Annotated in this window: 14 protein-coding genes; 8 read left to right on the top strand and 6 right to left on the bottom strand. The window is 68.1% G+C overall.

Annotation, left to right across the window (positions count from 1 at the left end; translation table 11 throughout):
- The first annotated feature begins 27 nt into the window (after window positions 1–27).
- The 4 genes from chlG to idi are packed head-to-tail and all read left to right on the top strand — an operon-like array spanning window position 28 to window position 3,947.
- Window positions 28–933 (top strand): chlorophyll synthase ChlG, encoded by a 906-nt coding sequence (gene chlG / locus BW949_RS06880; RefSeq protein WP_076364362.1) that lies wholly within the window; start codon window positions 28–30, stop codon window positions 931–933.
- A gap of 1 nt (window position 934) precedes the next feature.
- On the top strand, window positions 935–2,230 hold the full coding sequence (locus tag BW949_RS06885) for a BCD family MFS transporter (protein ID WP_076364364.1): 1,296 nt from the start codon (window positions 935–937) through the stop codon (window positions 2,228–2,230).
- Between the two features lie 2 nt (window positions 2,231–2,232).
- On the top strand, window positions 2,233–3,426 hold the full coding sequence (locus BW949_RS06890; RefSeq protein ID WP_076364366.1) for a geranylgeranyl diphosphate reductase: 1,194 nt from the start codon (window positions 2,233–2,235) through the stop codon (window positions 3,424–3,426).
- Entirely contained in the window at window positions 3,423–3,947 is a 525-nt protein-coding gene (gene idi / locus BW949_RS06895; protein ID WP_097176984.1) for an isopentenyl-diphosphate Delta-isomerase, read from the top strand. Before BW949_RS06890 ends, idi begins: the two co-directional genes overlap by 4 nt.
- A 74-nt stretch (window positions 3,948–4,021) precedes the next feature.
- Here idi and bchO read toward each other — a convergent pair whose 3' ends face one another.
- From bchO to crtA, 4 genes are read right to left on the bottom strand one after another with little or no spacing between them, the layout of a single operon-like run.
- A complete protein-coding gene (gene bchO, locus BW949_RS06900) occupies window positions 4,022–4,894 on the bottom strand; it encodes an alpha/beta fold hydrolase BchO (RefSeq protein ID WP_076364368.1) in 873 nt (290 codons plus the stop codon).
- Between the two features lie 4 nt (window positions 4,895–4,898).
- Window positions 4,899–6,617 (bottom strand): magnesium chelatase subunit D, encoded by a 1,719-nt coding sequence (locus BW949_RS06905; protein WP_076364890.1) that lies wholly within the window; start codon window positions 6,615–6,617, stop codon window positions 4,899–4,901.
- Window positions 6,614–7,618 (bottom strand): magnesium chelatase ATPase subunit I, encoded by a 1,005-nt coding sequence (gene bchI / locus BW949_RS06910; RefSeq protein WP_076364370.1) that lies wholly within the window; start codon window positions 7,616–7,618, stop codon window positions 6,614–6,616. Before bchI ends, BW949_RS06905 begins: the two co-directional genes overlap by 4 nt.
- Window positions 7,619–7,627: 9 nt before the next feature.
- On the bottom strand, window positions 7,628–8,515 hold the full coding sequence (gene crtA, locus BW949_RS06915; protein WP_076364372.1) for a spheroidene monooxygenase: 888 nt from the start codon (window positions 8,513–8,515) through the stop codon (window positions 7,628–7,630).
- 229 nt (window positions 8,516–8,744) lie between these two features.
- Between crtA and BW949_RS06920 the strand changes: the two genes are divergently transcribed.
- The 4 genes from BW949_RS06920 (at window position 8,745) to BW949_RS06935 (ending at window position 12,906) form a co-directional block, all read left to right on the top strand.
- A complete protein-coding gene (locus BW949_RS06920) occupies window positions 8,745–10,298 on the top strand; it encodes a phytoene desaturase (protein WP_076364891.1) in 1,554 nt (517 codons plus the stop codon).
- Window positions 10,299–10,314: 16 nt separating this feature from the next.
- The gene (gene crtB / locus BW949_RS06925; RefSeq protein WP_076364374.1) at window positions 10,315–11,349 is read left to right on the top strand and encodes a 15-cis-phytoene synthase; all 1,035 of its coding nucleotides are present in this window, start codon (window positions 10,315–10,317) and stop codon (window positions 11,347–11,349) included.
- A 46-nt stretch (window positions 11,350–11,395) separates the two neighbouring features.
- A complete protein-coding gene (gene tspO, locus BW949_RS17640) occupies window positions 11,396–12,274 on the top strand; it encodes a tryptophan-rich sensory protein TspO (RefSeq protein ID WP_076364376.1) in 879 nt (292 codons plus the stop codon).
- Between the two features lie 152 nt (window positions 12,275–12,426).
- Window positions 12,427–12,906: a MarR family winged helix-turn-helix transcriptional regulator gene (locus BW949_RS06935; protein ID WP_235816223.1), complete on the top strand. Its 480-nt coding sequence runs from the start codon at window positions 12,427–12,429 to the stop codon at window positions 12,904–12,906.
- A 226-nt stretch (window positions 12,907–13,132) separates the two neighbouring features.
- On the opposite strand, the gene BW949_RS06940 is transcribed toward BW949_RS06935, so the two are convergent.
- Together BW949_RS06940 and BW949_RS06945 are read right to left on the bottom strand one after the other, a co-directional pair.
- Window positions 13,133–14,491 (bottom strand): ammonium transporter, encoded by a 1,359-nt coding sequence (locus tag BW949_RS06940; RefSeq protein ID WP_076364378.1) that lies wholly within the window; start codon window positions 14,489–14,491, stop codon window positions 13,133–13,135.
- A 31-nt stretch (window positions 14,492–14,522) separates the two neighbouring features.
- Window positions 14,523–14,861 (bottom strand): P-II family nitrogen regulator, encoded by a 339-nt coding sequence (locus tag BW949_RS06945; RefSeq protein WP_076364380.1) that lies wholly within the window; start codon window positions 14,859–14,861, stop codon window positions 14,523–14,525.
- Between the last annotated feature and the right edge of the window lie 95 nt (window positions 14,862–14,956).

The following is a 14,956-nucleotide window of genomic DNA, read 5'->3' on the forward strand; positions in this document are numbered from 1 at the left end:
CAATGCAACGTGGTGTGTAGTCCAGCAATGTCCGTGAGCCCCAGCCTGCCCCAGTCCCGCCTGCCTCAGCCCCGCGCCATGCTGGAGCTGATCAAACCCGTCACCTGGTTCCCGCCGATGTGGGCCTATCTCTGCGGGGTCGTCTCGGCAGGGGTGCCGCTCTCGGGCCATTACTTCGTGGTGGCGCTGGGCGTCGTCCTGGCCGGCCCGATCGTCTGCGGCATGAGCCAGGCGGCCAACGACTGGTGCGACCGCCATGTCGACGCGATCAACGAACCCTATCGCCCGATCCCCTCGGGGCGCATTCCCGGCCGCTGGGGGCTCTATATCGCCCTGGTGATGAGCGCGCTTGCGCTCCTTGTCGGCTGGCAGCTGGGCCCCTGGGGCTTTGGCGCCACCGTCATCGGCGTGCTGGCGGCCTGGGCCTATTCGGCCGAGCCGGTGCGGCTCAAGAAATCGGGCTGGTGGGGGCCGGGTCTGGTGGGCCTGTCCTACGAGGGCCTGCCCTGGTTCACCGGCGCGGCCGTCCTGTCGGCCGGTGCGCCGCGCATCGAGATCACCATGGTCGCCGTGCTCTATGCGCTGGGTGCCCACGGGATCATGACGCTCAATGATTTCAAGGCGCTCGAGGGTGACCGCCAGACCGGGGTGCGCTCGCTTCCCGTGGTGCTGGGCCCCGAGGTCGCGGCCAAGCTGGCCTGCATCGTCATGTCGCTGCCGCAGGCGCTGGTCATCACGCTGCTGGTGATCTGGGGCAAGCCGATCCATGCCGGCATCATCACCGTGTCGCTGCTGGCGCAATTCTGGGCGATGAGCGTCCTTCTGACCGACCCCAAGGGTCGCGCGCCCTGGTACAACGGCACCGGCGTCACGCTCTATGTGCTGGGCATGATGGTGGCCGCGCACGCGCTGCGCTCGCTCGGGACGTTCTGACATGTCCGCGGGCACCCTGTCCTGGCTGTCGATCGTCCGGCTTGGCCTCGTGCAGATGTGCCTGGGCTCGATCGTGGTGCTGACGACCTCGACGCTGAACCGGCTGATGGTGGTCGAGCTGGCGCTGGCCGCTGCCATTCCCGGCGCGCTGGTGGCGCTGCATTACGCCATCCAGATGATGCGCCCGAAATGGGGCTATACCTCGGACACCGGGGGCAAGCGCACGCGCTGGATCATCGGCGGCATGGCGATCCTGGCAACGGGGGCGCTGATGGCGGCCTCGGCGGTGGTGCTGATGCACACGACCTTCTGGCCGGGGATGATCCTGTCGGTGCTGGCCTATGCCGTGATCGGCGTGGGCGTGGGCGCGGCGGGCACGTCGCTTCTGGCGCTGCTGGCCTCGGCCACCGCGCCCGAGCGGCGCGCCGCGGCGGCCACGATCACCTGGCTGATGATGATCGCCGGGATCGCGGTGACCGCCTCGACCGTGGGGATCTTTCTCGACCCCTATTCCAGCACGCGCCTGATGCAGGTGGTGGCCATCGTCACCGGCGGCGCCGTGGCGCTGACCGCGCTGGCCGTGGCCGGCATCGAGAAGCGCGCCCATACCGCGCATCGCGCCGAGACCGACGCCGCCCCCTTCTGGGAGGGGCTGAAGGAGGTCTGGTCCGAGAAACGCGCCCGCGTCTTCACCATCTTCGTCTTCCTGTCGATGGTGTCCTATTTCATGCAGGAGCTGATCCTCGAACCCTATGCCGGCATGGTCTTCGGGTTCACGCCGGGCCAGTCCACCGGGCTTTCGGGCGCGCAGCACATGGGCGTCTTTGCCGGCATGATCACCGTGGGCATCGCCTCGACCGGACTTGGCATCGGCTCGCTTCGGACTTGGGTCGTGGCCGGCTGCATCGGCTCGGCCGCCAGCCTTGCCGCCGTGGCGGCCCTGGGCCAGGTCGGGCAATGGCTGACCCCGGCCGTGGTGGCGATGGGCTATTTCAACGGCATGTTCGCCGTGGCCACGATCGGCGCCATGATGATGCTGGCCGGCGAGGGCCGCAAGGACCGCGAGGGCACGCGCGTCGGCCTGTGGGGCGCGTCCCAGGCGATCGCGGCGGGCTTTGGCGGGCTGACCGGCGCGGCCGCGGCCGACCTCATGCGGATCTCGCTTCCCGTTCCCGAAGCCTTCGGCACGGTCTTCTTGGCCGAGGCCGTCCTTTTCATCATTTCGGCGGCGATGGCCTTCGTCATCCTTGACCGGGGCCGTCCGGTCCCGGCCGCCGGCTTCGTCGCAGGAGAATGAACATGAGCTATGATGTCGTTGTGGTGGGCGGCGGCCCGGCAGGGGGCACCGCGGCCTGGGATCTGGCGAAAGCCGGGCACAAGGTGGCGCTTCTGGACCGTGCGGGGCGCATCAAACCCTGTGGCGGCGCGATCCCGCCGCGCATGATCCGCGATTTCGATATCCCGGATGAGCAGATCGTGGCCAAGATCACCACCGCGCGGATGATCTCGCCCACGGGCCGCAAGGTCGACATTCCCGTCGGCAATGGCTTTGTCGGCATGGTCGACCGCGAGCATTTCGACGAATTCCTGCGCGTGCGCGCTGCCGGCGCCGGGGCGGAACGCTTCACCGGCACCTTCGTGCGCATCGAGCGTGACGAGGAAGGCACCAAGGTCATCTACCGCTCGCGCGAGGGCAAGGAAGAGACGCTGGTGACCAGGTTCGTCATCGGCGCCGACGGCGCGAAATCCTCGGTCGGCCGCGCCGAGGTGCCCGGCGCGATGGATATCCCCTTCGTGATCGCCTATCACGAGATCATCGAACCGCCGAAGGCCGGTGAAGCCGATTACGACCCCAACCGCTGCGACGTCATCTATGACGGCCGCGTCTCGCCCGACTTCTATGGCTGGATCTTCCCGCACGGCAAGACGGCCTCGGTCGGCATGGGCACCGGGCTCGATGATGTCGATCTGAAGAAATGCACCCATGACCTGCGCGTGCAGGCCGGGCTGACCGAATGCGAGACCATCCGCAAGGAAGGCGCGCCGATCCCGCTCGAGCCGCTCAAGAAATGGGACAACGGCCGCGACGTGCTGCTGGCGGGTGACGCCGCCGGCGTGGTGGCGCCGTCCTCGGGCGAGGGGATCTATTACGCCATGCTGGGCGGGCGTCTGGCCGCGACCGCGGTGCAATCGGCGCTGAAGACCGGGCGGGCCTCGGATCTGGGCATGGCGCGCGAGATCTTCATGAAGGACAACAAGAACACCTTCCGCGCGCTGCGTTCGATGCAGGACGCCTATTACAAGTCCGACGAGCGCCGCGAACGTTTCGTCAGCCTGTGCCACGACCCCGACGTGCAGCGCCTGACCTTCGAGGCCTACATGAACAAGAAGCTGGTCGGCGCCAATGTCATGGCCCATCTCAAGATCGGCGTGAAGAACGTGGCGCATCTGGCCGGCGTGGTGAAACCCACCTGGACGGGCATGGGCGCATGAGCGAGATGATCCCGGCCTGGGTGGACGGTCTGCTGACCCCGGTCGAAAAGCTCGAGGTGCATCAGCGCGGGCTGCGCCATCAGGCGATCTCGGTCTTCGTGATGGCGGGGGACAAGGTGCTGATCCAGCAGCGTGCCCTGAGCAAGTATCACACGCCGGGGCTCTGGGCGAACACCTGCTGCACCCATCCGCATTGGGGCGAGAGCGCGCGCGACTGCGCCACCCGCCGCCTGCGCGAGGAGCTGGGGATCACCGGGCTGGATCTGCGGCTGGCCGAACAGGTCGAATACCGCGCCGACGTGGGCGGCGGTCTGATCGAGCACGAGGTCGTGGATATCTTCCTGGCCGAGGCTGCCGAGGATCTGCGTCAGGATCTGAACCCCGACGAGGTGGCCGCGACCGAATGGGTCGCGCTTGACGATCTGGCCGAGCGCACCCGCGCCGAGCCCGAGAAATATACGCCCTGGCTCAAGATCTATCTGGCCGAGCATCATCAGGCGATCTTCGGCGCCCCGGCCTGAGGGCCGCGCGCGCGGCGCATCAACAGCGACCGGCCGCCCCCAGGGGCGGCCGTTTGCGTTTCGGGGGGGGGGGATCAGGGCGCGAGCGTCTCGCGCAGATACTCCTCGATCAGGCCCGCGACGCGCTCGGGGATTTCCTCGTGCGCCAGATGGCCATAGCCCGCCAGCTCGATCAGCCGCGCGTTCGGCATCGCCCTGGCCGCGCGCCGGCCCACCTCGGGCTTCACCGCGCCGTCCTGGTCGCCCACAAGGAACAGCGCGGGCAGCGTGATCCCCGGCAGCGACGCCAGCAGCGGCTCGAGCTTCCAGTTGGCCATCATCGCCAGCGCCCCGTCGACATGGGCGGGATCCTGGATCAGCCGCATGTAGAGCGCGCGCCCCTCGTCATCGAGGGTCGATCCGGTCGAGGAGAGCAGCTCGCGCACGCGCGACGGGTTCCCGGCAATGCGCGAAAAGGCCCAAGGGACAATCGGCGCCAGCGCCAGCGCCTTGGCGATGGCCGGAAAGAGCCAGCCCGCCACGCCGTCGAAATTTTCCAGCGCGGCATTGATGCAGACCAGCGCGCGGGGCGGCTGCGGCATGATCTGGGTCATGCGCAGCGCGATGGCGCCGCCTGCCGAATGGCCGATGATGGCGGCGGGCGCCCAGCCTTCCTGCTGGCAGAGCCGCGTCAGGTCTTCGGCCATCGGGTCCAGCCCCATCCGCATGCGCGCCCGCAGCCGGGTGAAGCCGTGGCCGGGCAGGTCGGGGGCGATGACGTGATAATGCCGCGCCAGAAGCGGCATCAGCGCGCGGAAGGAATGCGTCGACGCCCCCGCGCCATGCAGCATCAGAAGCGTGGGGCCCGCGCCCATCTCCTGCACATGCCACATGTAGGGCCGGCAGGAGATGCGGCGCGAATGCTGCGCGTGGGGCCAACCCGGCGGGGGCACGGGGCGGCGGGTCATCGCGCTAGTCCCCCAGCGCGCCCGAGATGGCCGCCGACAGCCGGTGGGCATCAGCCCGCGGCAGGGCCACATAGGGCGCGGCCATCTCGGCCGCCAGGGCCTGAAGCCCGCGCTGCGGCCGGTTGGCGGTGTCGATCATGATCGCCGGGGTTCCGGTGGCCAGGACCACATGCGCCATGCGCCTGGCCTCGGCCTCGGCGGTGGGGCGATCGGCGGTCCCGTCCAGCGCGATATTGGCGCGCCCGTCGGTCAGCACGACGATCGTGGGCGTCATGCCATGCCCGCGCGACATGTCCGCCACCTCGAGCGCCATCCGCAGCCCCGCGGCCAGCGGCGTGCCGCCCCCGCCGGGAAGGGCCGCAAGCCGGCGCTTGGTCTGCACCAGCGACCGTGTCGGCGGCAGCAGCAATTCGGCGCCCGTCCCGCGGAAGGCCACCAGGGCCACGTTGTCACGCCGCGCATAGGCCTCGGCCAGCAGCAATTCGACCGCGCCCTTGGCCTCGGCCAGCCGCGCCATCGCCGAGGAGCCCGAGGCATCCACGGTGAAGATCAGCACGCGGTCGGATTTCTCCTGATAGCGCTTGAGGCGGATGTCCGACTGGCGGATCTGCACCACCACATCCTCGCGCGGGGTCTGCTCGCGGCGGATGCGCTGCCAGGGCGCGGCCGCGCGCAGCGTGCCGACCAGGTCGATCCGCGCGCCGCTGTCCAGATGGCCCGCACGCGAAGGCAGCGGGCTGCCCCGGCGGTTGCCCTTGCGCGCCGCGCCGGTCCCCGAGGCGCCCTTGGCCGCGCGCGCGGCCCGGCCCGCCGCCAGACGGCCCAGCAGATCGGCCGGCAGCGCCGCCTTGACAGCCTCAAGAAGAAGCTCGTCGGGAATGGTCATTTCCTCGGGGCGGGCGCTTTCCTCTTCGGGCGGCTCCTCGGGTTGCTCGTTCTCGGGGGGCGGCGGCGGCGGGGCCTCCTGCTCGTCCTCCTCGGGGGGGGCTTCCTCGGGGAAACGCGTCGCGCGATGGGCAAAGACCATCTCGGCGGCGCGCTGGATGTCTTCGTCGGCCACCGCTTCGGCGCCGCGCAGCGCCGCTAAGGCCCGCGCCGCAGCCAGCGCCAGAAGCGGCGCGCGCAGCGAGGAAATGCCAAGGACCATGCCCATCCGCGCCAGCTGCGCGGGCACATCGGCGGGGACGTGGATGCCGGGCAGACGGTCGCGGGCGGCCTGAAGCGCGGCCGCGTCCATCTGAATTGGCTGGGTCTCGGACCAGACCACCTCGTCGAGATCGACGAACAGCGCCAGCCGGTCGGCCAGCGCAGGCAGCAGGGTTTCCTCGGGGCCCGCGCCCTCGTCGAGCGCGATCAGGCAGGGCCCGTCGCCGTCAAGCGCGCCGCCCAGACGCGCGGCAAGGCCCGACGGGGCGCGTTCGGCCATGGCCAGGACCACGGCGACCGGCTCGGCCAGGATGCCCTTGCCGCGGACCGGACGGCCCGCGGCCAGCGTCGCGGCCAGATCAAGCCCGCCATAGAGCGCGTCATCGCCGATGAAGGGGTGGATGCGCCGCTGGGGCAGGGGGATGGCGGCAAGGGCCTCGGTCACGCGGTCGCGCACCGCACCGGCGCGCGCACGCAGCCACAGGCCCTTGAGCCCCGTCGGGTCGACCGCCAGAAGCGCCACCGCCGTGGCGGCGCGCGCCCAGGCGTCGAGCGGCTCTCGTGCTTTCTCGGTCAGGGCAGCACCTCGGCAATCGTGCGCTCGACACGGGTGGTCGAGCCCGCCTCGTCCAGGGGATCGCGGCGCAGACGGTGGCGCAGCGCGGACGGCGCCACGCGCTTCAGGTGGTCGCGCGTCACGGTGTCGGCGCCTTCGAAGGCGGCCAGCGCGCGCGCGGTGCGCAACAGCGTCAGCTCGCCCCGCAGACCGTCCGAGCCCAGCGCGATGCACAGCGAGGCGCAATCGTGCAGCACGGTGTTCGGGGTCTTGAGCTTGGGCAGCAAGTCGCGCGCGGCCAGCAGCCGTTCGCGCAGCGCGTCATCCTGCGGACCCCATTCGGCCATGAAGGCTTCGCGGTCGTTTTCATAGGCGTCGCGGCGGGCGACCACCTCGACGCGGGTTTCCACGTCCCTGGGCGAGGTCACCTCGACCGACAGCCCGAAGCGGTCCAGCAGCTGCGGGCGCAGCTCGCCTTCCTCGGGGTTGCCGGAACCGACCAGCACGAACCGCGCGGGGTGGCGGATCGACAGCCCCTCGCGTTCGACGACGTTCTCGCCCGACTGGGCCACGTCCAGAAGAAGGTCGACGATGTGATCCTCGAGGAGGTTCACCTCGTCGATATAGAGATACCCGCGGTTGGCGCGGGCCAGAAGACCGGGTTCAAAGGCCTTTTCCCCCCGCGTCAGGGCGCGCTCGATATCAAGCGCACCGACGACGCGGTCCTCGGTCACGCCCAGCGGCAGGTCGACGACCGGCGTCGGACGGGTCACGATCTCGGTCGAGGTGACCTGCGCCCATTCGGGACAATCCTCGGGCCGGACCGAGTTCACCGGGCATCCCTCCACCGCCTGGATCGGCGGCAGAAGCGCCGCCAGAGCCCGCACGATGGTGGATTTGCCGGTGCCGCGATCCCCGAAGACAAGCACCCCGCCGATGCCGGGGTCGATGGCCGTGAGGGCCATCGCCTGTTTCATCTCGTCCTGACCGACGATCGCGGTGAAGGGAAAAGGCTTCTTCATCAGGCGTCCTTAGTTGGTCTTCTTCGCCGAGCGCGCGGCGGATTTGGCGGCCGGCTTGGCCGGCGCGGCCTTGGCTTTCGGCGCCGGGGTCGGAGCCGGGGTCGGCTTGGGCGCAGGCGCGGGTGCGGCCGCGGCGGGCTTGGGTTCAGGCTTGGGCGCGGGCGCAGCCGGAGCGGCGGCGGCCGGCTTGGCCGGGATCAGATCGGCAACCGGATTGACGCCGTTCCAGGTGCCCACGGCATCCAGCACGCGCAGACGCGCATACATGTCTTCCACGAACCACTTGTCGTCATAGGCCGAGCGGATCGCCTGACCGTGGGGGGTCTCGCCGCGGGCGAAGGCATCCATGGTCTTGCGGTCCGGCCAGATCGAGAAGGTCATCTGGAAGAACAGCGGCGTTTCGCCGAGGCCCAGCTTGAAGATCACGTTCTTGTCGGCGCCGATCATCTTGTCGATCACCGGCACGCGCTGCCAGAAATCGGCGGCGTGACGGAACTTGACCTGCGCGCGCGTCCAGGCGGCCAGCGGCCCCTGCGAGGCATCATCGCCCTCGACCGGCTTGAACGCGACCTTGCCGCCCCATTTGCCGCGCGCCGCGATCGGACGCATGTAGAAGGTGATGCTCTCGTTGGCGTGCGAGCGCCAGTTGTTGAACAGGAAATCGCCCTCGATGTGCTTGCGCGCGGTTTCCTCGTCGGGCCAGACCGTGACGATCCCCCAGACTTTGGTGTTGGGCGTGGGCTTGAAGCCTTCGCCGGTCCCCGAGCCCATCAGCTTCCAGAAGCTCAGGTCGGGAGTGCTCATCAGCGTGAAGCGCGAGAGAGCCATCTGGAAAATCACCCAGACCCGGTCGAAGACCGAGTCAACGCGGAACAGGCTCAGGCAGACGGTTTGCATGGTCAGACCTCCGGTGGCATGTGTAAACCCAATCTGACAGGTTTGCACAAGGGAAGAAAGCACGCGCGCGGCCCTCTGGCTGCGGCATGTTGGAACGCCCTCCTGTGTAAACTATGTCTGACAGAATGCCACCGGGCAATAAGGCGCAGGGGCCGTTCTTGTAGCTGCGGCAGGATGGATTATTGTAACGTCGACTAGACAGGATAAAAGGCGCGCCATGCCGAACGACATGTCCAACACCCCCGCCGAATCCGACACTGAAAACGTCGGGAATTCCGTATCTTCCGCGATCGTCATCGGCGCGGGCCTGGGCGGTCTGTCCGCGGCCATGCGCCTGGGAGCCAAGGGCTACCGAGTCACGGTCCTCGACCGGCTCGACCTGCCCGGCGGGCGCGGCAGCTCGATCACCAGGGGCGGGCACCGCTTCGACCTGGGGCCGACCATCGTGACGGTGCCGCAGGAGCTGCGGTCGCTGTGGAAGGTCTGCGGGCGCGATTTCGACAAGGACGTCGATCTGCGCGAGATCAACCCCTTCTACGAGATCCGCTGGCCCGACGGCTCGAAGTTCACCGTCACCGGCTCGACCGAGGAAATGCGCGCCGAGGTGGCCCGCCTGTCGCCCGGCGATGTGGCCGGCTATGACAAGTTCCTCAAGGACAGCGAGAAACGCTACTGGTTCGGCTTCGAGAACCTGGGCCGGCGCTCGATGCACGAGCTGTGGGAACTGATCAAGGTGCTGCCCACCTTCGGGATGCTGCGCGCCGACAAGTCGGTCGTGGCCCATGCCCGTTCGCGCGTGCGCGATCCGCGGCTCCAGATGGCGCTGTCGTTCCACCCGCTGTTCATCGGCGGCGACCCGATGAATGTCACCTCGATGTATATCCTCGTCTCGTATCTCGAGAAGGAATACGGCGTCCATTACGCCATGGGTGGCGTTGCCGCGATCGCCAAGGCGATGGCGAATGTGGTCGAGGATCAGGGCGGGTCGGTCCGCCTGGGCACCGAGGTCGACGAGATCCTGGTCGAGAACGGCCGCGCCGCGGGCGTGCGCATGGCCGACGGCGAGGTGCTGAAGGCCGATCTGGTGGTGTCGAACTCGGATCCGGGCTTCACCTATGACCACCTGCTGCGCAACCACCGCCGCAAGCGCTGGACCACGCAGAAGCTGAAGAAGTCGCGCTGGTCTATGGGGCTGTTCGTGTGGTATTTTGGCACCAAGGGCACCCGCAGCATGTGGAAGGACGTGCCCCAGCACACGATCCTGTCGGGGCCGCGCTACGAGGGGCTTCTGAACGACATCTTCATCAAGGGCAAGCTGGCCGACGACATGAGCCTTTATGTCCACCGCCCCTCGCTGATCGACCCGAGCTGCGCCCCCGAGGGCGACGACACCTTCTATGCGCTGTCGCCGGTGCCGCACCTGGGCCACGACAACGGCGTGAACTGGGCCGAGATGGCACAGAGCTATCGTCAGAAGGTGCTCGAGAATCTCGAGGAACATCTGCTGCCGGGGCTGGGCGAGCATCTGACCGAAGAGGTGATCTTCACCCCCGAGACCTTCCGGTCGCGCTATCTCAGCCCGCTGGGGGCCGGTTTCTCGGTCGAGCCGCGGATCTTCCAGTCGGCCTGGTTCCGCCCGCACAACGTCTCCGAGGAGGTCGAGGGCCTCTATCTCGTGGGCGCGGGCACGCATCCCGGCGCCGGGGTTCCCGGTGTCATCTCGACCGCGCTGGTCATGGATACGCTGGTGCCGCCCGCACCGCGTCCCATGCCGGCCAGCTAAGACAGGGCGCGACCCGATGATCGCAGCTGCCGATCTGGAACATTGCCGGGAAGCGATCCGCACAGGGTCGCTTTCGTTCCACGCTGCAAGCCGGGTCTTGCCCGATGCAGTCCGTGACCCCGCGCTGGCGCTCTATGCCTTCTGCCGTGTTGCCGATGACGCCGTCGACGAGGGCGACGACAAGACCCACGAGGTGCTGGGCCTGCGCGACCGTCTCGACCGGGTCTATTCCGGCCGCCCGATGGATGCGCCGGCCGACCGTGCCTTTGCCGCCGTGGTCGAGGAATTCGACATGCCGCGCGAATTGCCCGAGGCGCTGCTGGAAGGCTTTGCCTGGGATGCGATGGGCCGGCGCTATGACACGCTGTCGGGGGTGATGGATTATTCCGCGCGGGTCGCGGCGGTCATCGGGGCGATGATGTGCGTGCTGATGCGCGTGCGCGATCCCGACACGCTGGCGCGGGCCTGCGACATGGGTCTTGCCATGCAGCTGACCAACATCGCCCGCGACGTGGGCGAGGACGCGCGCGCCGGGCGGCTGTTCCTGCCGCTCGAATGGTTCGACGAGGCCGGCCTCAAGGTCGAGGACTTCATGGCCAAGCCCGGACCCGACCCGCGCGTGCTGGCGATGGTGGCCCGGCTCCTGCGCGAAGCCGACCGGCTTTACACCCGCGCCGCCGCCGGTGTGCCGCGCCTGCCGCTGATCTGCCGGCCGGGCATGTATGCCGCCGGAACCATCTATCGCGGCATCGGTCTCGAGATCGCGCGGCTGGGGCATGACTCTGTGTCGCAGCGCGCCCACACCGGTCCTTGGCGCAAGCTGTGGTGGCTCAGCACTTCGGTGATGCGGGCGGGCGTCTCCGCGATCACGCCGCAGGAGGCAACGCTCTTTGCCGCCCCCGAACCCGAGGTGGCCTTCCTGGTCGAAGCGGCGGCGCATCCGCGCCACGATTACAGCCGCTCGGATGCGCTTCTGGCCGCGCTCGCGCAGCTCGAGGCGAAAGACCAACGGGTAAGGCAACAACGAAGAATGCGGGTGCGCCAGGCATAAGCGCCATCAGCGTGCCCAAGGGACATAGACGGAGGCACGCGAAAAGATGGCAATCAACACGGACTGGCTCAGCTTTGACTGGGTGAATCTCGACTGGCTCAACCTTGACTTCATGGACCCGGCGGCGCTCAATGCGCGGCTCTCCGGGCTCGATACGGCGTTCGGGGTGGACCTCAGCTTCCTGGGCATCAACTGGCTGCTGTTCCTGACCTTCCTGGCGGGCTGCGCGGGCGTGGCCTGGACCGGGGCGGCGTTCAAGCCCGGCGAATGGTACAAGTCGCTGGCCAAGCCGCTGTGGACGCCCGGCAACTGGGTCTTCCCGGTGGTGTGGTTCGTTCTCTACATCCTGATGTCCTATGCCGCCATGCGCGTGGCGCAGCTGCCCGAATCGGGGCAGGCGCTGGCGCTGTTCACCGTCCAGACCGCCTTTGCGGCGCTGTGGACGCCCATGTTCTTCGGCAAGCGGCGCCTGTTTGGCGGGCTGATCGTCGTGGTCATCCTGTGGCTTGCGGTCGCAGCCACCACGCTTGAATTCATGCGTCTGGACCAGACTGCGGGTCTGCTGATGGTGCCCTATGTGATCTGGGCGACGCTGGCGGCGCTGCTGAACCTTCAGGTCTGGCTGATGAACATGACCGGCCCGCGCGGCGAGAAGGTCGCCATGCAGCGCGCCAAGAAGGCCGAGAAGGCCAAGGCCCGCGCCGAACGCGAAGCTGTCCGCGCCAAGGCCCACAAGGAGAAGGTTCTGGCCGAGAAAGCCGCCAAGGAAGCCGCTGCCAAGGCGGCGGCCGAGAAGGCTGCGGCCGACAAGGCGGCCAAGGAAGCCGCCGAGAAGGAGGCTGCCCAGAAGGCGGCCGCCGAGACCCCGGCCGCCGAGACCCCGGCCGACGACACCAAGCCCGAAGGCACGCCCGCCGCAAGCTGAGCCGCGCGGTGCATGATTTCGTGAAAGGGCGGTCTTGGGGCCGCCCTTTTTCGCGCCGCTCCCCAAAAGCCGAACAAAACAGTTTGGTTTTGCCTTGAGGTCGTCCGGGCCGCGCGCTAGAAAAAAGCCACGCTCACTATTCGGACGTGCCCATGACTGTTCAATCCAGCCTTGCGCCGCCCGCGGCCGATATGTCGCTCGGCGTTCTTCTTCACGATGCCACGCGGTTGATGCGGCGGCGCTTCGAGGCGCGGACCGCGCATCTGGGGCTCAGCTCGTCTCAATGGCGGCTTCTGGTCCTGTTGATCGAGGGCGGGCGCATGTCGCAGGCCCGCCTGGCCGAGGCGCTGGAGGTCGAGCCGATCTCGGTCTCGCGCATCGTCAACCGGATGGCGGCGGGCGGCTGGGTCAAGCGCGAGCCCGATCCCCGCGATGCCCGCGCCCGGCTGGTCTCGGCCACGCCCAAGGCGCTCGAGGCGCAGGAAAAGGCCCGCGAGATCGCCTATGCGCTCTATGAGGAATCCCTCGAGGGGCTGCCGGCGGAATATGTCTCGGTGCTTTATCGTGCCCTGGGGCAGGTGGTGGCAAACCTCTCCAACGGGCCCGTTCTGGACGGCTCGTCCGACCGCTGACCGCGCACCGCCTTTCCCATCATCTGTCCTGACCCCGATCGGCGCGGCCTCTGGCTGCGCCGTTTGCATGTGGCCGCCCCCCCCCCCCCCCTCGCACGCGGGCGGCCGCGCGGTGCAGCCGGGGACGGGGAAAGGAAGGGCCTTCAGGGACGCCGGGGAAGGGGCTGGGCAAAAGGAAAGGGCCGGCGCGAACGCCGACCCTTCGTGTTCAGGATCGCAGGCGATCTCAGCTGTGATAGGCGCTTTCGCCGTGCGAGGTGAGATCCAGACCCTGACGCTCGCTTTCGGTGTCGACGCGCAGGCCCATCACCATGTCCACCAGCTTGTAGAGGACGAACGAGGCGATACCGCACCACAGGATGGTCACGCCCACGGCTTTCGCCTGGATGAACACCTGGCTGGCGATCGAGAAGGCATCGCCATCCGGGCCACCGGTGCCGCCCAGGGCCGGCGAGGTGAAGATGCCGGTGCCGATGGCGCCGATGATGCCACCCACGCCGTGGATGCCGAACACGTCCAGGCTGTCGTCATAGCCGGCCTTGATCTTCACGACCGCCACGAAGAAGTAGCAGACCGCCGAGGCGACGGCGCCCAGCACGATCGCGCCCACCGGGCCGACCGTACCCGCAGCCGGGGTGACGGCGACCAGACCGGCGACCAGACCCGAGGCAGCGCCCAGCATCGAGGCCTTGCCGCGCAGGATGCCTTCCAGCAGCGACCAGGCCAGGATGGCGCCGGCGGTGGCGGTGAAGGTGTTGATCATGGCCAGACCGGCGCCGCCGTTGGCTTCGAGGTTGGAACCGGCGTTGAAGCCGAACCAGCCGAACCACAGGATCGCGGCACCGACCAGCGTCAGCGTCATCGAGTGGGGGGCCATCATGTCCTTGCCGTAGCCGATACGCGGCCCGATCACGAGAGCACCGACCAGAGCGGCCACACCGGCGTTGATGTGCACAACGGTGCCGCCGGCGAAGTCAAGCGCGCCCCAGTTGAAGATCAGGCCCGCGCCATCCCAGACCATGTGGGCGATCGGGAAATAGACCACGGTGACCCACAGCGCGATGAACACGAGGACCGACGAGAATTTCGCGCGTTCGACGAACGACCCGATGATCAGCGCGGCGGTGAGCGCGGCGAAGGTCATCTGGAACGAGATGAACACGAATTCCGGGATCACGACCCCGTCGGTAAAGGTCGCGGCCATGCTGTCCATGGTGACGCCGGCCAGGAACATCTTGCTCAGGCCGCCCCAGAACGGCGAGGTGCTGCCGCCGAAGGACATCGAATAGCCCCAGAGCACCCAGATCACCATCACCAGCGCGGCGATCAGCGTGGTCTGCATCAGGACCGACAGCATGTTCTTGGAGCGCACGAGGCCGCCGTAGAACAGCGCAATGCCGGGAATGATCATGAAGAAGACCAGAAGCGTCGAGGTCATCATCCATGACACGTCGCCCTTGTCCATGATGGGGGCGGCTTCCGCCGCCGCTTCGGTCACGGCTTCGGTGGCGTCCTGGGCCCAGGCCGGCAGCGCGGTCAACGCGCCCAGCGACGCGAGCCCCGCGATTTTGTTGAAATGTTTCATCTGTTCGTCTCTTCCCTGATCCGTTGTCGCGTCAGAGCGCATCGTCGTTGGTTTCGCCGGTGCGCACGCGAACCGCCTGCGCCACGTCCAGCACGAAGATCTTGCCGTCGCCGATCTTGTCGGTCTTGGCGGATTTCAGGATGGTCTCGACCACCTCGTCGGCCAGCTGGGCGGGCACGACGATCTCGAGCTTGACCTTCGGCACGAAGTTCACGGCATATTCGGCGCCGCGATAGATTTCGGTATGACCCGACTGCGAGCCGAACCCCTTGATTTCGGTGACCATCATGCCGCGCACGCCGATGGCGGTGAGCGCCTCGCGCACCTCCTCCAGCTTGAACGGTTTGATCGCTGCAATGATCAGTTTCACGTCTTGTCCCTTCCCTTGTCAGCACGACTTCCGATGCCGGCTGGGGCATCCGATGCCGCCAGAAGGCGCCTTCGCACGCGGCTGCACAAGAAAAG

Origin of the sequence: Phaeovulum vinaykumarii (genome assembly GCF_900156695.1) — a bacterium.
Taxonomy (GTDB): Bacteria; Pseudomonadota; Alphaproteobacteria; order Rhodobacterales; family Rhodobacteraceae; genus Bieblia_A; species Bieblia_A vinaykumarii.